Genomic DNA, 21,574 nt, shown 5'->3' on the forward strand with positions numbered 1-21,574 from the left:
CCGCCGGCCGGTGCCGCTCAGAACAGCGTGGCGGGCGCGACCGGCAGCGGCTCCGGCAGCGCCGCCAGCTGCGACACCCGGGCCCGCACCTCGTCGTGGAAGCGGCGGGCGAGCACCGGCGCGTCGGCGTTGTCGGGGGTGTGCACGAACATGGTCGGCGAGCGGCCCTCGCGCAGCCATCCGGCGACGACGTCGACCCAGTGCTGCCAACCCTCGACCGTCCGCGCCGGGTCGTCCCGGCCGAGGTAGCGCACGACCGGCCGGTCGGTCAGCGCGACCGACCGCCGGGGCAGCCGCGGCTTCTTGACCCAGGCGTCGCGCTCGGCGTCGCTGGTCGGCCGGCCGGCGAAGAACGCCGTGGTGTCGAACGGGATCCACTCGGCGTCCGCGTCGGCGAGCACCCCTTCCAGCAGCCGGATCGCCCGCGCGTCGGCGAAGAACGCCGGGTGGCGCACCTCCACGGCGTACCGGTGGGAGGTGGGCAGCCGGCGCAGGAACCGGGCGAGGGTGGGGACGTCCGAGGGGGCGAACGATCCGGGCAACTGGATCCAGAGGGCGTCGGCGCGAGGGCCGAGTGGCTCGATCGCGTCGAGGAAGCCACCCAGCGCCTCGTCGACGTCGGTGAGTCGACGCTCGTGGGTGACCACCCTGGGCAGCTTGAGCACGAACCGGAAGTCGGGGTCGGTCTGCTCCGCCCACGACGCCACGGTCTGCCGCGCCGGGGTGGCGTAGAACGTGGTGTTGCCCTCGACGGCGGTGCACCAGGCGGCGTAGTGGCGCAGCCGCTCGTGCGCCGGCAGCGGGTGGGCCAGCAGCCGGCCCTGCCAGGCCTTGTGGCTCCACATCGCGCAGCCCACATGCAGCCGCATGACTCCACCCCTCCCACCGCTCGCCCGCGCCCGGCGCGAATCCGGGCTGCGCAGACGGTATCGGGCGCGAGCGGCCCGGACGAGGCGGCGGTCCGCGATGCGGGTCGCCGGGGCATGCGGCAGAGTGGCACCCGCGGACGGGCTGCTCCGGCCGCACGGAGAGGGGTGGTGGCCGTGGAGGGTCCGCGCGGGGTGGTCTTCCCCCGTACCGGGCAGGGGCGCAGCACGAGCGCGCTGGGCCGGGCGGTCGTCGCCGACGCGCTGCGCGCGGTGGACCCGGTCGGCGCGCGTTCGGCCGAGCACGAGACGAACTGGCGGCACGGCTACCTCGGCCACTTCCGCCGGCTCGTCGAGGCGGGGCTGCCGTCCCGGGACGCCGCGCTCACCATCGCCCGCGACGGCCTCGCCTCGCTGCACGCCCGGATGCGGGTCCTCGACGACGACGGCCGGGAGACCGGGCTGGACGAGGTCTTCGCCGCGTCCGCCGACCACGAGCCGCTGGGCACCGTGACCGTGACCGGCGAGGGGCCGGTCGAGCGCGAGCTGTCGCTGCCGTACCGGGGCCGGCGGCTGCGCGGCGACGACCTGCTCCGTCAGCTCGACGCCTGGGTCGACGCCGGGGTGGTGGAGCCGTCCTGCGCCGAGGCGGTCCGCGCGGTGCACGCCCACTCGGACTGGCTCGACCTGCACGACCAGCGGGTCGTGGTGCTCGGCGCGGGCGCGGAGATGGGTCCGCTGCCGTCGCTGCTGCGCTGGGGCGGCGACGTGGTCGCGGTCGACCTGCCGCGCCCGGAGATCTGGCGCCGGCTGCTGCAGACCACCCGCCGGCACGGCGGCCGGCTCCTGCTGCCGGTGCGGCCCGGCGCCAACACCACCGGCGACGCGGCCCTGGCCGGCGCGGCCGGCGCGGACCTGCTGCACCGTCTCCCGCAGGTCGCCGACTGGTTGCGCGGTGTCGAGGGCCGGCTGGTGCTCGGCAACTACGTGTACGCCGACGGGGCGACCAACGTCCGGGTCGCCACGGCCGTCGACGCGCTCACCGAGCACCTGCGACGGCACCGCGAGGACGTGGCCCTGGCGTTCCTCGCCACCCCCACCGACGTCTTCGCCGTGCCCGCCGACGCGGTACGGCACGCCGACCGGGCCTACGCGGGGCGCGGGCCCGCGCGCCGGGCGCTGCGGGTGCTCTCCGGTGGCCGGCTGCTGCACCGCAACTACCCGCCGGACGCCGATCCCGGGATCAACGACAGCCTGGTGCCGCAGCAGGGCCCGAACTACGCCCTCGCCAAGCGGTTGCAGCGCTGGCGGGCCACGGTGGCGCGGGACGCCGGCTCGACCGTGTCGTTCACGGTGGCCCCGCCGACGCGCACCCGGTCGGTGGTGCGCAACCGGGCCCTGGCCGCCGCGTACGCCGGCGCGCACCGGTTCGGCATCGAGATCTTCGAGCCGGCGACCAGCAACACCCTGATGGCCGCGGTGCTGGTGCACGACCTGCGCACCGGCGGCGGGCCGGCGCTGGCGCACCCCTGGCAGGACGAGGCGTACGCCGCCGCGCACGGCGGCCTGTGGCGGGTGCCGTACGCCCCGCGCAGCGCCCTGGGGCTGGCGGTGCTGCTCGGCCTCGGCGGCGCCCGCGCCTGACCCGCCCCGGCTCGCGCCCGGCCGGCCCTGCGGGCGCGACGATCCGGGATGGGACGACTCCCGAACGACCGTTAAGCTGACGGGGTGGGAACCGACGCGCCGCGCACCGCCGCCCGACCGGTCGTGGCCCGGGCCACCGCCGGGCGTGCCGGCGCGCCCGCGTCCGGCACCGGCCACGGCATCGACCTGCCCGGCCGGTCCGACACCCGCAACGAGGACCCCGCCGGCCGCACCACGGCTCGCGGGCAGCGGCTCACCACCACCCCGACGGAGCTCATCGCGCCATGACTGTCGACCGGATCCTCCCCACCGACGAGGCCCACGACCTGCTGGACCTCGCCACCGAACTCGCCGATCGCGAGCTGGCCCCGAAGGCGGCCGGCTTCGAGGAGCGTGCCGAGTTCCCCCGCGAGGTGCTGCGCACCCTCGGCCGGGCCGGCCTGCTCGGCCTGCCGTACGCCGAGGAGCACGGCGGCGCCGCCCAGCCGTACGAGGTCTACCTGCAGGTGCTGGAGATCCTGGCCAGCCGCTGGCTCGCCGTGGCCGAGGCGGTCAGCGTGCACACCCTGTCCTGCTACCCGGTGGCGCAGTTCGGCACCGACGCCCAGCGCAAGCTGCTGCCCGAGATGATCGGCGGCGAGCTGCTCGGCGCGTACTGCCTCTCCGAGCCGCAGGGCGGCTCGGACGCCGCGTCGCTGAGCACGAAGGCCGTCCGCGACGGCGACTCCTACGTGGTCAGCGGCACCAAGGCGTGGATCACCCACGCCCGGGTCGCCGACTTCTACAACATCTTCTGCCGTACCGGCGGGCCCGGCCCGAAGGGCATCTCCTGCCTGCTCGCCGACCGCGCCACCCCCGGCATCCACCCGCAGGCCGCCGAGCGCACCATGGGCCTGCACGCCTCCCCGGTGGCGCAGATCGCCTTCGACGACGCCCGGGTGCCGGCCGACCGGTTGATCGGCGGTGAGGGGATGGGCTTCACCATCGCCATGTCGGCGCTGGACTCCGGCCGCCTCGGCATCGCCGCCTGCGCGGTCGGGCTGGCCCAAGCGGCGCTGGACTACGCCGTCGGCTACGCCAGGGAGCGGCAGCAGTTCGGTCGTCCGATCATCGACTTCCAGGGTCTCGGCTTCAACCTCGCCGACCACGCCACCGCGATCTCCGCGGCCCGCGCGTTGATGCTCTCCGCGGCCCGGCTGCGCGACGCCGGGCGGCCGTACTCGATCGAGGCGGCCAAGGCGAAGCTCTTCGCCACCGACATGGCGATGCGGGTGACCACCGACGCGGTGCAGGTGCTCGGCGGCGCCGGCTACGTCGCCGACCACCCGGTCGAGCGGTACATGCGGGAGGCGAAGGTGCTCCAGATCGTCGAGGGCACCAACCAGATCCAGCGCCTGGTCATCTCCCGCGCGCTGGCCAAGGGCTAACCTGGCCCGATGGCCTTTGAACGGATCACCGTCGACCCCGAGGTGATGGGCGGCGCGCCCTGCGTGCGGCAGTCCCGGGTCCCGGTCGCCACCATCCTGGCGATGATGGCCGACGGCATGTCCGTCACCGACATCCTCACCGATCTGCCCTTCCTCGACGAGGAGGACATGACGCAGGTGCTGCACTTCGCGGCGGACGCGGTGCGCGACCGGACGGCACGCGCAGCGTGACCGTCGGCGGGGGAGTCCACCACGCAAGCGTGGCACCGGGTAGGTTGCACGCCGTGGAGGAGATCGACCGGGCCATCGTCGCCGCGCTGACCGCTGACGGCCGGCTGTCGTACACCGATCTGGCCGAGAAGGTGGGGCTGTCGGTGTCCGCGGTGCACCAGCGGGTCCGTCGGCTGGAGCAGCGCGGGGTGATCCACGGGTACGCCGCCAAGGTCTCCTTCGAGGCGCTGGACCTGCCGCTGACCGCGTTCGTGGCGATCCGCCCGTTCGACCCCTCCCAGCCGGACGACGCCCCCGAGCGGTTGGCCCACCTGCCCGAGATCGACTCCTGCTACTCGGTGGCGGGGGAGGACTTCTACCTGCTGCTGGTGCGGGTGGCCGGCCCGGCGGACCTGGAGCGGGTGCTGCAGGAGATCCGTACGGCGGCGAACGTCACCACCCGCACCACGGTGGTGCTCTCCACCCCGTACGAGGCGCGCCCGCCGAAGATCCCGCTGGGGGAGTCGGCCCGGCGTCCCCGCGACGGTGGCTGAGGCCCGCTCAGCGGCCGTTCCAGCGCAGGATCACCCGACGCCCGTGCTCGTGGCCGAGCACGCTCACGGTGGCGGTGTCCAGGCGCAGCTTCCCGCCGGCCGACGGCGGTAGACCGATCCAGCGGGCCCCGACGACCCGCAGGCAGTGCGCGTGCCCGACCAGCGCGACGCTGCCCCGCTCCAGCAGGGGCGTGATCCGGGCGAGCAACCGGTCGACCCGCTCGCCGACCTGCTTGGGGGACTCTCCGTCGGGGCAGCCGTCGGTCCAGATGTTCCAGTGCGGGTGGTCGTCGTGGATGTCGGCGGTGGTGCGGCCCTCGTACCGGCCGTAGTTCCACTCGACCAGGTCCTCGTCGGTGCGGTCCACGGTGAGGCCGGCGAGCTGCGCGGTGCGCAGGGCCCGTTTGCGGGGGCTGGCCAGCACCCGGGCGAAGCGCCGGCCGACGAGCACCGCGCCGAGCGCGCGGGCCTGCCGCTCGCCGTCGGGGGTCAGCTCCAGGTCGGTGTACGAGGTGTGCCGGTGGCTGGCGCTCCAGGTGGTCTCGCCGTGCCGAACCAGGAGGATCTCGCTCATGCCCCCAGTCAACCAGCCCGGTGCGGCTCCGGCGCGCCGACCACCTCCCAACCTATTGTCCTAGGACGCCCTACGCGATGTGGCTCATCCGACGGGGAGTCGAGGGACCCGGCGAGGTCGGGATGTCATCCACCCGGGGGAGGTAGGTGACGTTCCTCAGGCTGCTGCGGCCGGCGGTGGAGCGTGCTGTTGTCGGGGATCCTGTCCGCCGGTGAGGCGTCGCGCGCTGGCGGGTGGACGACCACCTGTTCCTACTCGCGGGGAGTCGACGCCGGTGGTGGCCCGGTCCGTGGCGACGGGGGAGTGACCGTTCGGGCGGCGTGACGGCGCAGCGGGGCGACCCTCCGGGCGGACGTGCCCGTCCCTGGTCGACACCCGGGACGTGGTCTGCCTGCAACCCTGCGGCGGGCCCGCACACACGGCCGCCTTCCGGCACGGCGGCGTCCGCAGGTCGCTGCAGCGGCGGACCAGTCGATCCCCTTTCATCTAGTGTCCTAGGATGCCTTACAGGGTGTGCAAGGCTGCACACAGGAATCAGCTGATCACCGGGAGAGGTCGGTTTCGGCGCCGTCGGGTCGGGGACGCAACAGCAGCGGGGCGGACGGCCCCGTGGACCGCCGGAGCAACGGCAGGAGGCGACATGAGCTTCACCGACAAGGCGAAGAGCAAGGCGCAGGAGCTGACCGGCGTGGCGAAGGAGCGGATCGGCAGCGCCACCGACAACGAGCGGTTGCGGGCCGAGGGCGCTCAGGAGCGCAGCGGTGCGCGCGCCCGGCAGGCCGGCGAGCACGTCAAGGAGGCCGGCAAGGACGTACGGGACGCCATGCGCTGACCGGCGAACGTGACGAGCGGCCTGCGGGGATGCCCCGCAGGCCGCTCGTGGTACGTCGAGGGGTCAGTCGTTACGGTGGGCCGCCCACCAGGACTGGCCGGACTCGGGCAGGGTGTCGATCGGGTCGTAGTAGGCGTAGCGCTTGTTCAGCGCCTCCAGGTCGGCCGACTCGATGGAGGTGCGGTAGTTCTTGGTCCAGTACGAGATGCCGCGCTCGCGGTCGTACTCGGTGAGCATGTGCACCCAGCGCTTGCCGACGAACGGGACGTCGCAGACGATCCGTGGGGTGGCGTAGCCGGGCAGGTAGCCCATGATGTCGTGCTGGAGCTGCTGGGCGTGCCAGACCGGCACCCGCCAGTGCTCGGCGTTGGGGATCATGTCGCACATGTAGAAGTAGTACGGCAGGATGCCCGCCTCGCCCTGCAGCGCGAAGCAGAGGTCGAGCAGGTCCGGGGCGGTGGCGTTGACGCCGCGCATGAGCACGCCCTGGTTGCGCACGTCGCGTACGCCGACGTCGAGGGCGGTCTGGGCGGCCTTGGCGACCAGTGGGGTGATCGACTGGGCGTGGTTGACGTGGGTGTGGATGGCGAGGTTGACGCCGCGGCGGGCGGCGGTGCGGGCGACCCGCTCCAGGCCCTCGACGACGTCGGGCTGCAGCCAGTGCTGCGGCAGACCCATGAGCGCCTTGGTGGCGAGCCGGATGTCGCGGATGGTCTCGATCTCCAGCAGCCGCATCAGGTACGACTCGAGGTTCTTCCACGGCACGTTGGCCACGTCGCCGCCGGAGACGACGACGTCGCGGACGCCGGGGTGGGCCTTGAGGTAGGCGATGTGGGCGTCGTAGCGGTCGACGGGCTTGAGGGTGAGCTTGAGCTTGTCGACGGCGGGGGTGGAGTTGCCGACCAGGTCCATGCGGGTGCAGTGGCCGCAGTACTGCGGGCAGGTGGAGAGCAGTTCGGCGAGGACCTTGGTGGGGTAGCGGTGGGTGAGGCCTTCGGCGACCCACATGTCGTGTTCGTGCAGGCTGTCGCGGCTGGCGTACGGGTGTGACGGCCAGTCGGTGCGCCGGTCGGAGGCGACGGGGATCATGTAGCGCCGGACCGGGTCGGCGAGGAACGCCTCGGTGCTCATCGGGGCGAACGGGACCATGGTGTTGAGCATCTGCGGCGGCACCAGCATGGACATGGTGGCCAGGGCCTTCTGGTCGGCCTCGAGGTCGGCGTAAAAGCTCTCGTCGACGAGGTCGCCGAGCACGGTGCGCAGCTGCGTGAGGTTCTTGACGCAGTTGACGCGCTGCCACTGCGCGTTCTCCCACTGCTCGCGGGTGACGTGGCGCCAGCCGGGGAAGCGGGTCCAGTCGGGTTCGACCAGGGGGCTGCGGCGGTATTCGTACGGCTGCCCGGCGGTCGGCGCCGCGACCGGGGCGTGACGGGGTTGAGGGATGGTCTCAACCGGTTGGGTCTGGGTCACGGCCCCTCCTCGGTGCGTGGTGCAGATGATCAGCGGCCCGTAGGCTACTGGAAAATATCCGGTGAAGAAATTAGTCTGCCGGAAGTTTTCCCGCGACGCGAGTCCTGGCCAGGGCTTCGAGCGGCTGGACAGGGGAGGTCGGCGTGACGTCACCGGTGGGTCTGCACCGCGTTGTGGAACCGGCGGGGGTGCTGCCGCAGGCGGCGTGGCGGTTGGACGCCGACCCGCGGATCGCGCCGAACGAGGTGCGCATCCGGGTCGAGCGGTTGAACCTGGACGCGGCGAGTTTCCGGCAGTTGTCGGAGAAGCACGGCGGTGACGGGGAGAAGGTGCGCGCCGAGGTTCTCGACATCGTCGCCACCCGGGGCAAGATGCAGAACCCGGTGACCGGTTCGGGCGGCATGCTGATCGGCACGGTGGAGGAGGTCGGCCGGCGTTCCCCGCTGGAGCTGAAGGTCGGTGACCGGGTGGCGACGCTGGTGTCGCTGACGTTGACCCCGCTGACGATCCTCGACGGGCTGGCCCGCTGGGACGGGCGCAGCGAGCAGGTGCCGTGCGACGGGTACGCGATCCTGTTCGCCCGATCCATCGCGGCGGTGCTGCCGACGGATCTGCACCCGGAGTTGTCGCTGGCGGTGCTGGACGTGTGCGGGGCGCCGGCGTTGACCGCGCGGGTGGTGGCCGAGCACGTGGCGCGGCGGCAGCGGGCGGGGGACGCGACGCCGGTGACGGTGGCGGTGATCGGTGGGGCCGGCAAGAGCGGGTCGCTGTCGTTGGCGGCGGCGCGGCGGGCGGGCGCGGGTCGTAGCGTCGGGGTGGTGCCGGTGGAGGCGGAGCGGGAGGCGCTGCTCGCGGCCGGGTTGGCGGACGTGGTGGCGTTGGCCGACGCGCGGGATCCGGTGGCGTTGTCGACGGCGGTGACGTCGGCGTTGGGGGTGCCGGCGGACGTGACGGTGGTCTGCGTGGACGTGCCGGGGTGTGAGCACGGTGCGGTGCTGGCCACGGCGGACGGCGGTACGGTGATCTTCTTCTCGATGGCGACGAGTTTCGCGGCGGCGGCGTTGGGCGCGGAGGGCCTGGCGGCGGACGTGACGATGCTGGTGGGTAACGGGTACGTGCCGGGGCACGCCGAGGTGGCGTTGGGTCTGCTGCGGTCCGAGGCGGGGGTCCGTGCGCTCTTCGAGGCCCGGTTGGCGGCAGACTGAGTGCCATGACGAACCCCTCGACGTTGTATCGCGGCGCAGTGCTGCACTGTCCGGCGGAGCCGAGCGCGACGGCGCTGTTGGTGCGTGACGGTCGGATCGCCTGGTTGGGTGCCGACGCGGACGCTCCGGTGGCGGACCGGGTGGTGGAGTTGGACGGGGCGTTGGTGACGCCGGCGTTCGTGGACGCGCACGTGCACGCCACGGATACCGGTCTGGCCCTGTCGGGGCTGGATCTGTCGTCGGTGCGGTCGGCCGGTGAGCTGTTGGACGCGGTGTCGGTGTTCGCGGCGGGTCTGCCGTCGGACGCGGTGGTGCTGGGGCACGGCTGGGACGAGTCGGGGTGGGTGGTCGGGCGGTTGCCGGATGCCGACGAGGTGGGTCGGGCGGCCGGTGGGCGTCGGGTGTACCTGTCGCAGGCGTCGATCCATTCGGCGTTGGTGTCGCGGGCGCTGCTGGCGGCGTGTCCGGACGTGGCGGGTGCGGCCGGTTTCGATGCGTCTGGGTGGTTGCGGCGGGACGCGCACCATGTGGTGCGGGCGGCGGCGTTCGCGTCGGTGACCCGTGCGCAGCGGGTGGCGGCGCAGCGGCGGGCGTTGGAGCACGCGGCGTCGTTGGGGATCGCGGCGGTGCACGAGTGCGGTGGGCCGGAGATCTCCGACGAGGAGGATTTCACCGGGTTGCTGGGCATCTCGGGGGCCGGGGTGCCGGAGGTGTACGGGTACTGGGGTGAGTTGCTGGGTGCGGCGCGGGCGCGGGAGCTGGGGGCGGTCGGCGCCGGCGGGGATCTGTTCGCCGACGGGGCGTTGGGGTCGCGCACGGCGCACGTGTCGGCGGCGTACCTGGACGGGGAGCCGGGGGCGTGCGGGCACGGGTACGTGAGCGCGGAGCAGGTGCGCGACCATCTGTTGGACTGTGCGGCGCACGGGGTGCAGGGCGGTTTCCACGCGATCGGTGACGCGGCGATCTCGACGGTGTTGGACGGGTTCGGGCAGGCGGCGGAGAAGCTGGGTGTGGACCGGCTGCGGGCGGCCCGGCACCGGGTCGAGCACGCGGAGATCATGAGCAAGCGGTTGATCGCCGGGTTCGTGGAGTACGGCATCGTGGCGTCGATGCAGCCGGCGTTCGACCGGTTGTGGGGTGGCGCGGGTCGGATGTACGAGTCGCGGCTGGGGTTGGACCGGTCGTTGGAGTCCAATCCGATGGGGGCGATGCACTCGGTCGGGGTGGCGTTGGCGTTCGGGTCGGACTCGCCGGTGACGCCGCTGGATCCGTGGGGGTCGGTGCGGGCGGCGGCGGCGCACCACAACCCGGCGCAGCGGATGAGTGTGCGGGCGGCGTTCGCCGCGCACACCCGCGGCGGGTGGCGGGCGGTGCACCTGGACAACGAGGGTGTGTTGGCGTTGGGGGCGCCGGCGACGTTCGCGGTGTGGTCGACGCCGGCGGGGGTGGAGCGGGGTCTGCCGGTGCTGGTGGCGGAGGATCCGGAGCTGCGGGGCGCGGACGATCCGACGCCGCTGCCGGTGTGCCGGGCCACGGTGCTGCGCGGTGACGTGATCTATCAGGAGCGGTGACGTGGGCTATCAGGAAGGGCGTTCGTGACAGGCAAGCTTGGGCTGGATCCGGCGCTGGTGGCGCGGGCGCGGGAGTTGGCGCGTCGCGCCGGGCAGCCGGTGGTGGATCTGGCGCGCAGCCACACCACCGTGTCGGTGGAGCGGGCGGTGCTGCGGCTGGCCGGGGTGACCGGCGCTGACCCGGACGGCATTCCGTGGGTGAACCGTCTGGTGGATGCGGTGGTGGCGGACGTGGGCCTGGGGCACGGGGTGGCGGCGCCGGTGTTCGACGCTCTGGCCCGTGAGCAGATCGGCGATGTGACGCTGTTGGCGCAGAAGGCCGCCGCCGGGTCGGTGCGGTTCGGGCAGCCGTCGGGGAAGGCGGCCACTGCTGCCCGCCGGGCGGCCCGGCGGGCGGTCGGGGCGGGGGTGCGGCAGATCGACCGGCGTCGCGTCGAACGGGACCGGCTGGTCAGGCGGTTCGGGGATCCGAAGCAGCGGCCGTGGATCTACCTGATCGTGGCCACCGGCGACATCTACGAGGACATTCCGCAGGCGCAGGCGGCGGCGCGGGCGGGGGCGGACGTGATCGCGGTGATCCGTTCGACGGGGCAGTCGCTGCTGGACTACGTGCCGGAGGGGGCGACCCGGGAGGGTTTCGCCGGCACGTACGCGACGCAGGAGAACTTCCGGCTGATGCGGGCGGCGTTGGACGAGTCGTCGAAGGAGCTGGGCCGGTACGTGCGGCTGACGAACTACGCGTCGGGGTTGTGCATGCCGGAGATGGCCACGCTGGCGGGTCTGGAGCGTCTGGACATGATGCTCAACGACTCGATGTACGGGATCCTGTTCCGTGACATCAATCCGATCCGTACGTTCGTCGACCAGCGGTTCTCCCGGCAGGTGCACGCGCGCGCCGGGATCATCATCAACACCGGTGAGGACAATTACCTGACCACCGCGGATGCGGTGGACGAGGCGCACACGGTGACGGTGTCGCAGCTGCTCAACGAGTACTTCGCGCACGAGGCCGGGTTGGCCGACTGGCAGTTGGGGCTGGGGCACGCGTTCGAGATCAACCCGGATCTGCCGGAGTCGTTGCGGTTGGAGTTGGCGCACGCGTTGTTGGCCCGGGAGTTGTTCCCCGACGCGCCGTTGAAGTGGATGCCGCCGACGAAGCACATGACCGGTGACGTGTTCCGGGGCAATCTGCTCGACGGGTTCTTCAACCTGGTCGGCGCGATGACGGGGCAGGGCATCCTGCTGGTCGGCATGATGACCGAGGCGGTGGTGACGCCGTGGTTGTCGGACCGGGACATCGCCCTGCAGAACGTGCGCTACGTGCTGGGCGCCGCCGGTGGCCTGCACGAGGACTTCGTGCCCGCGCCGGGCGGGTTCATCCAGCAGCGCGCGCACCGGGTTCTCGGCGAGGCGGTGGAGCTGTTGGAGCGCATCGGTGAGCAGTCGCTGCTGACCGCGATCGCCGAGGGCACCTTCGGGATCATGAAGCGGCCCGCGGACCGGGGCAAGGGTCTCGACGGTGTCGCCCGGCACGAGGCCGACTACTTCAACCCGGCCACCGAGATCCTGGAAGGGGAGCGCGCGTGAGCGCGGCGGCGGAGAAGAAGATCGTCCGGCCGTACGGGGACACCACGGGTGACGGCATGGTGCAGGTGTCGTTCACGTTGCCGGTGCCGCACGACAAGCGGGCCGAGGGCGCGGCGGTCCAGCTCGCCAACAAGATGGGCATCGACCCGGCGATGCTGGTGCACGCCACGCAGATGGGCGACGGGTTCACCTTCTTCGTGGTGTACGGGCGGGTGAACCATCTGGTGGACCTGTCGGCGGTGCAGGTGGTGGAGCGTGACTTCCCGCTGCTGTCGGCCAAGGAGGTCAACGCGGTGGTGAAGCAGAAGCTGCGGCGCAAGTTGTCGGTGGTGGGGGCGTGCATCGGCACGGACGCGCACACCGTGGGCATCGACGCGATCCTCAACGTCAAGGGCATCGCGGGGGAGAAGGGCCTGGAGTACTACCGGGAGTTGAAGGTGACCAACCTCGGCGCGCAGGTGAGTGTGCCGGAGTTGGTGGAGGCGGCCCGGCAGGAGAAGGCCGACGCGGTGCTCGTCTCGCAGGTCGTCACGCAGCGCGACGCGCACCTGCACAACACCCGGGAGATGTCCGCGGCGTTCCGGGAGGCGATGCCGGCGGGGAAGCGGCCGCTGCTGATCGTCGGGGGTCCCCGCTTCGACGAGACGATGACCGGGGAGTTGGGTGTGGACCGGATCTTCGGTCGCGGCACCACCCCCGGTGAGGTCGCCTCGTACCTGGTGCACGCGTTGGTCACGAACAAGAAGGCGAGAGCATGAGTGATTCCCGGGTCGGGTTGACCGTCACCCACCGCCGGTACGTGCCGTACTCCCACGCCCACTACGCGGGGAACCTGGTCGACGGGGCGTACGCGGTGGGCCTGTTCGGGGATGTCGCGACCGAGGTGTGCATCCGTACCGACGGCGACGAGGGGTTGTTCGCCTCCTACTCCGACGTGCAGTTCAGGGCGCCGATGAAGGCCGGTGACGTGTTGGAGGTCGTCGCCACCGTCACCCGTGTCGGTACCCGTAGCCGCACCATCGACTTCGAGGCCCGGGTGGTGTGCCGGGGCCGGCCCGACAAGGGCGAGTCGGCGGCGGAGGTCCTCGCCGTGCCGATCGTGGCGGTCACCGCGACCGGCACGGTGGTCGTGCCCGCGGCGGCGTGAACATCGCCGTCTGCGCCGACGTCGGGTCGACGTACACGAAGGCGGCGGTGGTGGACCTCGTCGGCGGCCGTCTGGTCGCTGCGGCGTCCGCGCCGACCACGGTGGGCACCGATGTGCTGCACGGCCTGGACGCCGCCGTCGGTGCGGCCTGCGCCGGGCTCGGCGTGGGTGACGTGCCGTGGTACGTGTGCTCGTCGGCCGGCGGTGGTCTGCGTCTCGCGGTCGTCGGCTACGAGCCGCTGGTGACCGCGCAGGCCGGCCGGCGGGTCGGGCTGTCCGCCGGGGCGAACGTGGTGCACGTGGCGGCCGGGCGGCTCGGCGGCGCCGAGCTGACCGTGTTGCGCGCCGCCCGTCCCGACGTGGTGCTGCTGGTGGGCGGCACCGACGGCGGCGACGCGGAGGTGTTGACGCACAACGCCACCCGGCTGGCGAGGGCGCGCTGGCGGGTGCCGGTGGTGCTGGCCGGCAACGCCGACGCCCGCGACGACCTGTACGCCCTCCTGTCGGCGGCGAAGGTGCCGGTCACCGCCGCCGACAACGTGCTGCCCCGTATCGGGGTGCTGGCGCCCGCGTCGGCCCGCGCGGCGATCCGGGAGGTGTTCCTGCGCCACGTCATCGGCGGTAAGAAGTTGTCGCGTGGTGGCCGGTTCGCCCGGCTGGTGCGGGCGGCGACGCCGGACGCGGTGCTGACCGGGGTGGAGGCGCTCGCCGACGCCGTCGGTGGTGATCTGGTGGTGCTGGACGTCGGTGGTGCGACGACCGACGTGTATTCGGTGCTGACCCCGGACGAGCGGGACAGCGGCCCGGGTCGGGAGGTGGCCGGGACGCTGTGGCGGGCGCGCACCGTGGAGGGGGACCTGGGGATGCGGTGGAGCGCGCCCGGGGTGGTGCGGGCGGCGGCGGAGGAGCGGCTGCTGGCGGCGGGGGAGCAGGACGTGCTGGCGGCGCAGGCGGCGGTGCGGGCGGCGGATCCGGGGTTCCTGCCGGGTGACGACGCGGGCCGGGCGGTCGACGCGCGGATCGCCGCGCTGGCGGCGACGGTGGCGTTGCGGCGGCACGCGCGGGGCGCGGCGACCGGGGAACGGGCGGGGCGGGACCTGCGTGACGTGCGGCTGGTGGTCGGCTCCGGTGGGGTGTTGCGGCATGCGCCGTCGGCCGACGCGGCCGGGGTCCTCGCGGCGGTGCTCGCCGACCATGCCGGTGGGTGGCCGGTGCCGCGCGCGGCCCGGGCCGTGGTGGACACCGACTACGTGTTGGCCGCGGCGGGGCTGCTGGCCGCCGAGCATCCGGGTGCGGCGCGGGCGTTGCTGGGCCGGCATCTGGGGGCGTGAACGGTCGCGCCGGTGGGCCACGTATCGAGACGCGCCGACGCGACACGCCGTGGCGCAACACACGACAGGCCGGGGTGGGTTGACAGCGGCGGGGGTCCACGCCGTACCGTCTTTGAGTCCTACTACGGGAAGCGGCTGTTGTTCGCTTCGTCCCTTCGTCCGCTGGCCGAGCGACCTTGCGAGTCGCGGCGGCCAGGTCCAGCGGGCGGGGGTCGGCGGGGCGGCGCGAACCGGCCGCGGTTACCGGTGTACGGGCAGGGTGAGGGGCACGGCCAGTAGACAACGGCCAGGCGGGGGCAGCCAGTCCACCGTCGGGTCGGTCCGAAGGTCGGCGTCGCTCATTCTCGCCCCACCGGCCGGGAAGGGCCTGGGAGCATCGGGGCGCGGCGTATGCCGCGCCCCGATTTCGTGTCGCTAGTCGTCGGTGAGGCTGAGCAGCGTCTCGGCCAGCAGCCGGGGTTGGCTCAACGCCAGCAGGTGCCCGCCGGGCAGTTCCTGCGGGTGTACGCCGAGGCGGTCGACGGCCAGGCGGCGCTGGAAGTCGGCGGGGAAGAGCCGGTCGTCGCGGCCGCTGATCACCCGGGTCGGCACGGGCGGCCATGCGCGCAGCGGGTTGGGCCGGACGAATGCCGCGTCGGACTCCTGTGGTCCGTCGCTCATCCGGGCGAACACGTCGGCGGGCACGTCGTGCAGGAAGTCCACCGTCAGGTCGATGTCGGCGTGCGGGTCGCGGCCCTGCGCTTCGGCGTACGCGGCGCGGGCCTGGGCGTGGCCGGTGGCCGCTGCCCAGTCGCCGGGCGTCTCACCGGGTGCGGGGATCATCGGGTTGAGCAGCACCAGCAGCCGCACCGCCGGATGGTCGGCGACCAGCGCGGCGGTGAACGCGCCCATCGACTGCGCCACCAGCACCACCTCGGGGTGGGTGTCGACGACGGCGCGGACGGTGGCGGCGTACTCGGGCAGGGCGGCGTCGGGGTCGGCGGCGGGCAGCGCCACCGCGACCGCGTCGTGGCCGCGCGCGTGCAGCTCGTCGACGAGCAGGTCGAAGTAGCGGGGGTCGCCGCCGGCGCCGGGGATCAGCACGTAGGTCACTGTCGGGCCCGCCTGACGATGTCGTCGGCGGTGCCGCCGCCGGGGAAGCGGGTGACGAAGTCGAGCAGCCCGACCCAGGTGGGACGCAGCCCGATGCGCGCCATCACCAGGTCGGGGTGGTCGATCTCGGCGAGGGTCGCGGCGGCCTGTTCGGGGCTGCGGTAGCGCTCGTGGGCCGCGATGTACTCGGCGACGACGCCGTGCACGTCGGTGACGGTGACCGGGCCGCGCAGCAGCAGCACCCGGGGTGGGTCGCCGGCGGTGTCGATGGTGACCGCCACCTGTGGGCGGGCCCGCAGGTGGGCGATCTTGCGGGCGCCGCCGAAGGTGCCGAACACCACCTCCTCGCCGGTGAAGTGGAACATCATCGGCAGCACCCGTGGGGTGCCGTCGGGGGCGACGTAGGCGAGGCGGGCCGGCTCGGTGGAGGTGAGCAGCTCGCGGGCCAGGTCGGTGTCGAGCAGGCGCGGGTCGCCCTGCGGCAGGTCGGTGATCGTCGTCATGCACCCTCTCCTCACGTCACTCCTAATCTAGGAGTGCGCACTACGGGTACACAACCACTGTCGGCTACGCTGTCGCCCATGCGCTCCTACGACGACCCGTGCGGGGTCGCCCGCGCGTTGGCCGCCGTCGGGGAGCGGTGGTCGCTGCTGGTGGTCCGGGAACTGCTGCTCGGGCCGAAACGCTTCGCCGAACTCGGCCGCGGCCTGCCCGGCATGAGCCCCAACGTGCTGTCGCAGCGGCTGCGCGACCTGCAGGCCGCCGGTGTGCTGACCCACCGCGATCTCGGCCCGCCGGTCAGCGCCGGTGTCTACGAGCTGACCGAGTGGGGCCGGCAACTCGAACCGGTGCTGCTGGCGCTGGGCCGGTGGGGGGCCCGCGCCCCAATGCGCGGCACCGCCCCGCTCGGCGTGGACGCCCTCATGCTCGCCCTGCGCACCACGTACGTGCCCGACGGCGGGGCACCGGCGGTCGTGCGGCTGCGGCTGGGGGTCGACGCGTTCACCGTCGCCACCACCGGGCAGGATTTGCGCGTCACCCGGGGCGACGTCGAGGCGCCCGACGCCGGCGTCGACACCGACACCGCGACGCTGCGCGAGGTGGTGTTCCGGCGGCGGGCCCTCGCCGACGCCGTCGCCGCCGGCGCAATCGTGCTCACCGGCGACCGGGACACCGCCGCGCGCCTGCTGGGCAGCTTTCGCCGGCCCGAGCCCGCCGACGCCGGCCCGCCCGAGCCCGGCACCGCGCGTGCCGGCGCGAGCGCCGGGTAGCCTTCGGCCCGTGATCGTGGTGAGGTGCCGGTGACGACGCTCGACCGGGATGAGACGCGTGCCACCGAGGTGGTACGCCGCGACGAGGCCCCGCGGGCCATGCCGCTGCGGTGGGCGGTGCCGGCGGCGGTGGCGGCCGGGCTGACGATGCTGCTGGCGTTCCCCCCGTACGGGTTGTGGCCGCTGGCCCCGCTCGGGGTGGCGCTGCTGGCCGTCGCGGCGCACCGGCGGCGGATGCGCGCCGGCGCCGGCCTGGGCTTGCTCACCGGGGTGGCGCTGTTCGCGCCGATGCTGGAGTGGACCAACCTGCACACCGGCTACCTGCCGTGGGTGCTGCTGTCGCTGCTGCAGGCCGGCTACCTGGCGCTGCTCGGCGCGGCGACGGCGTGGGTGTCGCCGCTGGCCGACCGGCGGCGGTGGGCGTGGCCGCTGCTGACCGCGCTGCTGTGGGTGGCGCAGGAGGCGCTGCGCTCGCGTACCCCGTTCGGCGGGTTCCCCTGGGGTCGGCTGGCGTTCAGCCAGGACACCTCCCCGCTGCTGCGGCTGGCCTGGCTCGGTGGCGCGCCCCTGGTCACCTTCGCCGTGGCGCTGGTCGGTGGGCTGCTGGCCGCCGCGCTGTGGCGGCGCTGGCCGGGCCGTACGCCGGCGGCGTGGGCGCCGGTCGCGGCGTCGACCGCCGTCGCGCTGGCCGTCACCGGCGGGGCGCTGCTGCTGCCCACCGGCGCCACCGGCACCGGCCGGACGGTGACCGTGGCGGTGGTGCAGGGCAACGTGCCCCGGCTGGGGCTGGACTTCAACGCCCAGCGGCAGGCGGTGCTGAACAACCACGTCGACGCCACCCTGGAGCTGGCCGCCCGGGTCGACGCCGGGGCCCAGCCCCGCCCCGACCTTGTGGTGTGGCCGGAGAACTCCTCCGACATCGACCCGCTGCGCAACGCCTCCGCCGGTGAGCGGATCTCCCGCGCCGCCGACGCGATCGACGCGCCGATCCTGGTCGGGGCGGTGCTGCTCGGTCCCGGGCCCAAACAGGTGCGCAACGCGGGAATCCTGTGGCGACCGGGCAGCGGGGCGGATGAGTCGCAGCTGTACACCAAACGCCACCCGGTGCCGTTCGCCGAGTACGTGCCGCTGCGCCGCATCGCCCGGATGGTCAGCGAGCAGGTCGACCTGGTCCGCAACGACTTCGTCGCCGGGGACACCCCCGGGGTGGTGCGCTCCGGTCCGGCGGTGCTCGGCGACGTGATCTGCTTCGAGGTCGCCTACGACGGGCTGGTCCGCGACACCGTCGACGGCGGCGCGCAACTGCTGGTGGTGCAGACCAACAACGCCACCTTCGACGTCGCCGAGGCCCGCCAGCAGCTGGCCATGGTGCGGCTGCGGGCCGTCGAGCACGGCCGTGGGGCGTTGATGGCCTCCACGGTGGGGGTGTCCGGGTTCGTGACCCCCGACGGGCGGGTAAGCGGCGCCACCGGGTTCAACACCCGCGCGGTGGTGCTGCGGCAGGTGGCCCTCGCCGACGGCCGGACACCGGCCACCCGGGCCGGGGTGTGGCCGGAGGTGGCCCTGACCGGGCTGGCGGTGGCGCTGCTGCTCGCCGCGGCCGGGACACGTCGCCGCGCACGCGCCGGAGGGTAGCCGCCGGCGCCGAGGCGAAAGGGGTGCGGTGAGCGTGCCGATCGACGGGGTGGGGCGGGTGCTGGTGGTCATCCCCACCTACAACGAGGCCGACAACGTCACCGACATCGTGGGCCGGGTCCGCGCCGCCGCCCCGGGCGTGGACATCCTCGTCGCCGACGACAACAGCCCCGACGGCACCGGCGCGCTGGCCGACGCGATGGCCGCCACCGACGCGCACGTGCACGTGCTGCACCGCCCCGGCAAGGCCGGGCTCGGCGCGGCGTACCTGGCCGGGTTCGCGTGGGCGCGCCGGCGCGGCTACGACGCGGTGGTGGAGATGGACGCCGACGGCTCGCACGCCCCGGAGGACCTGCCGACGCTGCTGGCCGCCGCCCGCGACGCCGACGTGGTCATCGGCTCACGCTGGACCGGTGGGGCCAGGGTGGTGAACTGGCCGGTGCGGCGGCTGCTGCTGTCGCGCTGCGGCAACCTGTACGCGCGGCTGGCGCTGGGCGTGCCGGTCACCGACGCCACCGGCGGGTACCGGGTGTACCGCACGGCGGCGTTGCGGGCGATGGCGCTGGAGTCGGTCTGCTCGCAGGGGTACGCCTTCCAGGTGGAGCTGTCGCGGCTGGCGCACCGGGCGGGGGTGCGGATCGTGGAGGTGCCGATCACGTTCGCCGAGCGGGAACGGGGCGCCAGCAAGATGAGCCCGCTGATCGTGGCGGAGGCGCTGTGGCGGATCACCACCTGGGGGTTGCGCGACCGTGGGGTGCGCCGGGGCCGGGCCGGTCACGACCGGTGGCCGTGAGCGCCGGGCGTGTCATGCTGGACAGGCGGATCCCCGCCCCGGTGAGCGGGTGCCGTACGACGCGGATGAGGTGAGATGCGCCGATACCTGAGGTTCGTGCCACCGGCCCTGCTGCTGGCGGTGGTGCTGGAGTTGGCGGTGTTCGTCGGGGTGGGCCGGGCGATCGGGTACGGCTCGGCGGTGCTGCTGGCGTTCGCGGCGTCGCTGCTGGGGTTGGTGCTGCTGCGCCGCGAGGGAATGCGGGCGTGGCGGGGATTCCAGGCGGCGGTGCAGTCGCGGCAGCCGCCGGGACGGCAGGTGACCGACGGGCTGGTGGGGCTGCTGGGTGCGCTGCTGCTGGCCGTGCCGGGTCTGCTCAGCGGGGCCGTGGGCCTGCTGCTGCTGGTGCCGCCGGTGCGCCGGCTGGCCCGGGCCGGGGTGCAGCGGGCCACCGAGCGGCGGGTGTCGTCGATGGTCGCCGGTGACCTGTTCGGGCCCCGTACGGTGCGGGTGCGCCGAGGGGAGCCGCAGCCGCCCACCGCGGCGGACGAGCCGGTGGTGGTCGACGGGGGCCGGGCGATCGAGGGTGAGATCGTGGAGCCGCGGCAGGGCTGAGCCCGGCTCAGTCGGGTTCCCTCCGGCCGGCCCAGTGGTGTTCCTGGGCCAGGCGGCGCAGCGCGCCCAGGGCCCGTTCCATCAGCACGGTGCCCGCCACGACCTGTTCGACGACCTCGTCGCGGGCCAGGTCGGTGGGGACGCCGGCGACCTCGGCGGCGGCGAGCGGTTGCACCGCCTCGGCGTACGGGGTGAGCAGGTGGGCCACGGCGTCGGCGGTGTCGACGGGCGGGGCGCCCGAGTCGCGCAGGCCGGTCAGCGCGGTCAGCACGGCGGCCAGTTCGGCGCGGGCGGGGGCGTCGGGGCGTACCTGCCAACCGCGCCGGTCGAGGAACGTGTCGACGGCGGCGCTGGCCTCGGGTGTGGCGCCGGGGTGCGCGCCGGCGTCGGCGAGGGCGCGGTGGACCACGCCGAGGACGTCGTGCAGCGGCAGGTCGGCGTCGTCGATGGCGTCGCAGACGCGGCGGCTGGCGTCGACGCTGAGCCGGCCGATCTCGATCAGTGCGCGGACCAGCCGCAGCCGGCGTACGTGGCGCACGTCGTAGTGGGCCTGGTTGGCGGCGGTGGGGGTGCCCTTGGGCAGCAGGCCGACGCGCAGGTACCACTTCACGGTGGCCGGGGGCACGCCGACGGCGCGGCTCAGCTCGGACAGGCGCATGGTGGGAGACTACTCGACACCAGAGAGTGGGGAGCGCTACTCTCCATTTCATGGTGAGGATACTTCTGGTGGGCGCGACCGGTGGGACCGGTCAGGCGGTGCGGGAGCTGGCCCCGGCGGTCGGGCACGAGGTGGTGGCGCTGGTACGCGATCCGGCGGTGACCCGGCTGCCCGGCGCGCGCGTGACGCACGGCGACGCGCGTGACCCCGAGGCGCTCGCGCGGGCGCTGGCCGGCATCGACGCGGTCGTCAGCTGCCTGGGCGTACGACTCGGGCAGCAACCGGGCACCGTCCGGTCGGCGGGCACCGCCGCCCTGGTCGCGGCGATGACCGCGAGCGGGGTGCGCCGTCTGGTCAGCGTGTCCACCGTCGGCGTCGGCGAGAGCGTCGCGGCGCAGAGCCGCACCGCCCGGCTGCTGTGGCCCCTCCTCGTCGGCGCCGAGCGGCTGGCCGAGGCCGAACGTGCCGAGGCGGCGGTGCGCGGCAGCGACCTGGACTGGACGATCGTGCGCCCACCCCGACTGGTCGACGGTCCCGACACGCCCGTCACCGTCGGCGTCGACGTGGCGACCGGGCTGCGCTCGCAGCTGTCGCGCGCGGCGCTGGCCCGTACGCTGCTGGACCTGCTCGACACGGGCGCGCACCGGCGCGGCTGCGTGACCGTCACCCGAGGCTGACCACGAACGAGCCCCCGGGAGGAGACGGACTCCCGGGGGCTCGTTCGTGGTCAGGTGCGCTCAGGCGCGGCCGCGGCGGGTGCGGACCTCCTGCAGCCGCTCGGCGAGGATGTCCTCCAGCTCGGCGATGGAGCGGCGCTCCAGCAGCATGTCCCAGTGGGTACGCGGCGGCTTCGCCTTCTTCTGCTCCGGCTCGGTGCCGTCGACCAGCCGGGCGACACTGCCGTCGAACTTGCACTCCCAGGTCGTGGGGACCTCGGCGTCGACGGCGAACGGCACCTCGAACTGGTGGCCCTTGGCGCACAGGTACTCGCGGGTCTGACGCGGCGCGAGCTCCGTGTTGCGGTCGGATTCGTAGCTGACCGCGCCCAGACGGCTTCCGCGCAGCATGCGCTCGCCCATGATCGACTTCCCCTCGTTCGTGGTGCTGGTCTTC

At 73.8% G+C, this 21,574-nt stretch carries 24 protein-coding genes; 17 read left to right on the forward strand and 7 right to left on the reverse strand.

Going from position 1 to position 21,574, the window contains the following annotated elements; genetic code table 11:
- Positions 1-17: 17 nt before the first annotated feature.
- Positions 18-845, reverse strand: coding sequence for a DUF72 domain-containing protein (locus tag GA0070614_RS00630; RefSeq protein WP_197701449.1), 828 nt, complete (start codon positions 843-845; stop codon positions 18-20).
- Between the two features lie 198 nt (positions 846-1,043).
- Here GA0070614_RS00630 and GA0070614_RS00635 point away from each other — a divergent pair, with 198 nt between their 5' ends.
- The 5 genes from GA0070614_RS00635 to GA0070614_RS00655 all read left to right on the forward strand — a co-directional run bounded on the left by GA0070614_RS00635 (position 1,044) and on the right by GA0070614_RS00655 (position 4,701).
- Positions 1,044-2,510 (forward strand): hypothetical protein, encoded by a 1,467-nt coding sequence (locus tag GA0070614_RS00635; protein ID WP_157744849.1) that lies wholly within the window; start codon positions 1,044-1,046, stop codon positions 2,508-2,510.
- 84 nt (positions 2,511-2,594) lie between these two features.
- Complete coding sequence (locus GA0070614_RS00640) at positions 2,595-2,798, forward strand: hypothetical protein (RefSeq protein ID WP_088974150.1); 204 nt, start codon at positions 2,595-2,597, stop codon at positions 2,796-2,798.
- Positions 2,795-3,937 carry an acyl-CoA dehydrogenase family protein gene (locus tag GA0070614_RS00645; protein WP_088974151.1) on the forward strand — a complete coding sequence of 381 codons (1,143 nt, stop codon included), beginning with the start codon at positions 2,795-2,797 and terminating at the stop codon, positions 3,935-3,937. The genes GA0070614_RS00640 and GA0070614_RS00645 overlap by 4 nt, the downstream gene beginning before the upstream one ends.
- A 9-nt stretch (positions 3,938-3,946) precedes the next feature.
- Positions 3,947-4,168 carry a DUF433 domain-containing protein gene (locus GA0070614_RS00650; RefSeq protein WP_088974152.1) on the forward strand — a complete coding sequence of 74 codons (222 nt, stop codon included), beginning with the start codon at positions 3,947-3,949 and terminating at the stop codon, positions 4,166-4,168.
- Positions 4,169-4,221: 53 nt separating this feature from the next.
- Complete coding sequence (locus GA0070614_RS00655; RefSeq protein WP_088974153.1) at positions 4,222-4,701, forward strand: Lrp/AsnC family transcriptional regulator; 480 nt, start codon at positions 4,222-4,224, stop codon at positions 4,699-4,701.
- A 7-nt stretch (positions 4,702-4,708) separates the two neighbouring features.
- Here the strand turns inward: GA0070614_RS00655 and GA0070614_RS00660 are convergent, their stop codons facing one another.
- Entirely contained in the window at positions 4,709-5,275 is a 567-nt protein-coding gene (locus GA0070614_RS00660; RefSeq protein ID WP_088974154.1) for a histidine phosphatase family protein, read from the reverse strand.
- A 640-nt stretch (positions 5,276-5,915) separates the two neighbouring features.
- On the opposite strand from GA0070614_RS00660, the gene GA0070614_RS00665 reads away from it, so the two are divergent.
- Positions 5,916-6,107: a CsbD family protein gene (locus tag GA0070614_RS00665; protein WP_088974155.1), complete on the forward strand. Its 192-nt coding sequence runs from the start codon at positions 5,916-5,918 to the stop codon at positions 6,105-6,107.
- A 63-nt stretch (positions 6,108-6,170) separates the two neighbouring features.
- Here GA0070614_RS00665 and GA0070614_RS00670 read toward each other — a convergent pair whose 3' ends face one another.
- Positions 6,171-7,577: a KamA family radical SAM protein gene (locus tag GA0070614_RS00670; RefSeq protein ID WP_088974156.1), complete on the reverse strand. Its 1,407-nt coding sequence runs from the start codon at positions 7,575-7,577 to the stop codon at positions 6,171-6,173.
- A gap of 143 nt (positions 7,578-7,720) precedes the next feature.
- Here GA0070614_RS00670 and kdd point away from each other — a divergent pair, with 143 nt between their 5' ends.
- Genes kdd through GA0070614_RS00700 form a run of 6 tightly spaced genes read left to right on the forward strand, consistent with a single transcriptional unit; the run spans position 7,721 to position 14,418 of the window.
- Positions 7,721-8,782, forward strand: a complete 1,062-nt coding sequence (gene kdd, locus GA0070614_RS00675; protein WP_088974157.1) for an L-erythro-3,5-diaminohexanoate dehydrogenase — start codon at positions 7,721-7,723, stop codon at positions 8,780-8,782.
- 5 nt (positions 8,783-8,787) lie between these two features.
- Positions 8,788-10,353 carry an amidohydrolase gene (locus GA0070614_RS00680; protein ID WP_088974158.1) on the forward strand — a complete coding sequence of 522 codons (1,566 nt, stop codon included), beginning with the start codon at positions 8,788-8,790 and terminating at the stop codon, positions 10,351-10,353.
- Between the two features lie 24 nt (positions 10,354-10,377).
- Positions 10,378-11,940, forward strand: a complete 1,563-nt coding sequence (gene kamD, locus GA0070614_RS00685) for a lysine 5,6-aminomutase subunit alpha (protein ID WP_088974159.1) — start codon at positions 10,378-10,380, stop codon at positions 11,938-11,940.
- Positions 11,937-12,698, forward strand: coding sequence for a lysine 5,6-aminomutase subunit beta (gene kamE, locus GA0070614_RS00690; protein WP_088974160.1), 762 nt, complete (start codon positions 11,937-11,939; stop codon positions 12,696-12,698). Before kamD ends, kamE begins: the two co-directional genes overlap by 4 nt.
- On the forward strand, positions 12,695-13,087 hold the full coding sequence (gene kal, locus GA0070614_RS00695) for a 3-aminobutyryl-CoA ammonia lyase (protein ID WP_088974161.1): 393 nt from the start codon (positions 12,695-12,697) through the stop codon (positions 13,085-13,087). Before kamE ends, kal begins: the two co-directional genes overlap by 4 nt.
- A complete protein-coding gene (locus tag GA0070614_RS00700) occupies positions 13,084-14,418 on the forward strand; it encodes a glutamate mutase L (protein ID WP_088974162.1) in 1,335 nt (444 codons plus the stop codon). The genes kal and GA0070614_RS00700 overlap by 4 nt, the downstream gene beginning before the upstream one ends.
- A gap of 414 nt (positions 14,419-14,832) precedes the next feature.
- Here the strand turns inward: GA0070614_RS00700 and GA0070614_RS00705 are convergent, their stop codons facing one another.
- Positions 14,833-15,501: an alpha/beta fold hydrolase gene (locus GA0070614_RS00705; RefSeq protein WP_231933458.1), complete on the reverse strand. Its 669-nt coding sequence runs from the start codon at positions 15,499-15,501 to the stop codon at positions 14,833-14,835.
- 5 nt (positions 15,502-15,506) lie between these two features.
- A complete protein-coding gene (locus GA0070614_RS00710; RefSeq protein WP_088974164.1) occupies positions 15,507-16,013 on the reverse strand; it encodes a pyridoxamine 5'-phosphate oxidase family protein in 507 nt (168 codons plus the stop codon).
- 78 nt (positions 16,014-16,091) lie between these two features.
- Here GA0070614_RS00710 and GA0070614_RS00715 point away from each other — a divergent pair, with 78 nt between their 5' ends.
- The 4 genes from GA0070614_RS00715 (at position 16,092) to GA0070614_RS00730 (ending at position 19,803) form a co-directional block, all read left to right on the forward strand.
- The gene (locus GA0070614_RS00715) at positions 16,092-16,781 is read left to right on the forward strand and encodes a winged helix-turn-helix transcriptional regulator (protein ID WP_088974165.1); all 690 of its coding nucleotides are present in this window, start codon (positions 16,092-16,094) and stop codon (positions 16,779-16,781) included.
- Between the two features lie 99 nt (positions 16,782-16,880).
- Positions 16,881-18,416, forward strand: coding sequence for an apolipoprotein N-acyltransferase (gene lnt, locus GA0070614_RS00720; protein WP_088979111.1), 1,536 nt, complete (start codon positions 16,881-16,883; stop codon positions 18,414-18,416).
- 28 nt (positions 18,417-18,444) lie between these two features.
- Positions 18,445-19,209, forward strand: coding sequence for a polyprenol monophosphomannose synthase (locus tag GA0070614_RS00725; RefSeq protein ID WP_088974166.1), 765 nt, complete (start codon positions 18,445-18,447; stop codon positions 19,207-19,209).
- A gap of 75 nt (positions 19,210-19,284) precedes the next feature.
- Positions 19,285-19,803 carry an FxsA family protein gene (locus GA0070614_RS00730; protein WP_088974167.1) on the forward strand — a complete coding sequence of 173 codons (519 nt, stop codon included), beginning with the start codon at positions 19,285-19,287 and terminating at the stop codon, positions 19,801-19,803.
- 7 nt (positions 19,804-19,810) lie between these two features.
- Here the strand turns inward: GA0070614_RS00730 and GA0070614_RS00735 are convergent, their stop codons facing one another.
- Positions 19,811-20,461, reverse strand: a complete 651-nt coding sequence (locus tag GA0070614_RS00735; protein ID WP_088974168.1) for a MerR family transcriptional regulator — start codon at positions 20,459-20,461, stop codon at positions 19,811-19,813.
- A 50-nt stretch (positions 20,462-20,511) separates the two neighbouring features.
- Here GA0070614_RS00735 and GA0070614_RS00740 point away from each other — a divergent pair, with 50 nt between their 5' ends.
- On the forward strand, positions 20,512-21,138 hold the full coding sequence (locus GA0070614_RS00740) for an NAD(P)-dependent oxidoreductase (protein ID WP_197701388.1): 627 nt from the start codon (positions 20,512-20,514) through the stop codon (positions 21,136-21,138).
- A gap of 60 nt (positions 21,139-21,198) precedes the next feature.
- On the opposite strand, the gene GA0070614_RS00745 is transcribed toward GA0070614_RS00740, so the two are convergent.
- On the reverse strand, positions 21,199-21,540 hold the full coding sequence (locus GA0070614_RS00745) for an RNA polymerase-binding protein RbpA (protein WP_007070998.1): 342 nt from the start codon (positions 21,538-21,540) through the stop codon (positions 21,199-21,201).
- Positions 21,541-21,574 lie beyond the last annotated feature (34 nt).

The sequence above is a fragment of the Micromonospora coxensis genome (genome assembly GCF_900090295.1).
GTDB lineage: Bacteria > Actinomycetota > Actinomycetes > Mycobacteriales > Micromonosporaceae > Micromonospora > Micromonospora coxensis.

Coding starts and splice junctions, on each gene's coding strand:
- GA0070614_RS00665 (WP_088974155.1), top strand. CDS start 5,916: ATGAGCTTCACCGACAAGGCGAAGAGCAAGGCGCAGGAGCTGACCGGC.
- GA0070614_RS00650 (WP_088974152.1), top strand. CDS start 3,947: ATGGCCTTTGAACGGATCACCGTCGACCCCGAGGTGATGGGCGGCGCG.
- GA0070614_RS00645 (WP_088974151.1), top strand. CDS start 2,795: ATGACTGTCGACCGGATCCTCCCCACCGACGAGGCCCACGACCTGCTG.
- kal (WP_088974161.1), top strand. CDS start 12,695: ATGAGTGATTCCCGGGTCGGGTTGACCGTCACCCACCGCCGGTACGTG.
- GA0070614_RS00735 (WP_088974168.1), bottom strand. CDS start 20,461: ATGCGCCTGTCCGAGCTGAGCCGCGCCGTCGGCGTGCCCCCGGCCACC.
- lnt (WP_088979111.1), top strand. CDS start 16,881: ATGCCGCTGCGGTGGGCGGTGCCGGCGGCGGTGGCGGCCGGGCTGACG.
- GA0070614_RS00660 (WP_088974154.1), bottom strand. CDS start 5,275: ATGAGCGAGATCCTCCTGGTTCGGCACGGCGAGACCACCTGGAGCGCC.
- GA0070614_RS00740 (WP_197701388.1), top strand. CDS start 20,512: ATGGTGAGGATACTTCTGGTGGGCGCGACCGGTGGGACCGGTCAGGCG.
- GA0070614_RS00730 (WP_088974167.1), top strand. CDS start 19,285: ATGCGCCGATACCTGAGGTTCGTGCCACCGGCCCTGCTGCTGGCGGTG.
- GA0070614_RS00710 (WP_088974164.1), bottom strand. CDS start 16,013: ATGACGACGATCACCGACCTGCCGCAGGGCGACCCGCGCCTGCTCGAC.
- GA0070614_RS00715 (WP_088974165.1), top strand. CDS start 16,092: ATGCGCTCCTACGACGACCCGTGCGGGGTCGCCCGCGCGTTGGCCGCC.
- GA0070614_RS00745 (WP_007070998.1), bottom strand. CDS start 21,540: ATGGGCGAGCGCATGCTGCGCGGAAGCCGTCTGGGCGCGGTCAGCTAC.
- GA0070614_RS00680 (WP_088974158.1), top strand. CDS start 8,788: ATGACGAACCCCTCGACGTTGTATCGCGGCGCAGTGCTGCACTGTCCG.
- GA0070614_RS00630 (WP_197701449.1), bottom strand. CDS start 845: ATGTGGAGCCACAAGGCCTGGCAGGGCCGGCTGCTGGCCCACCCGCTG.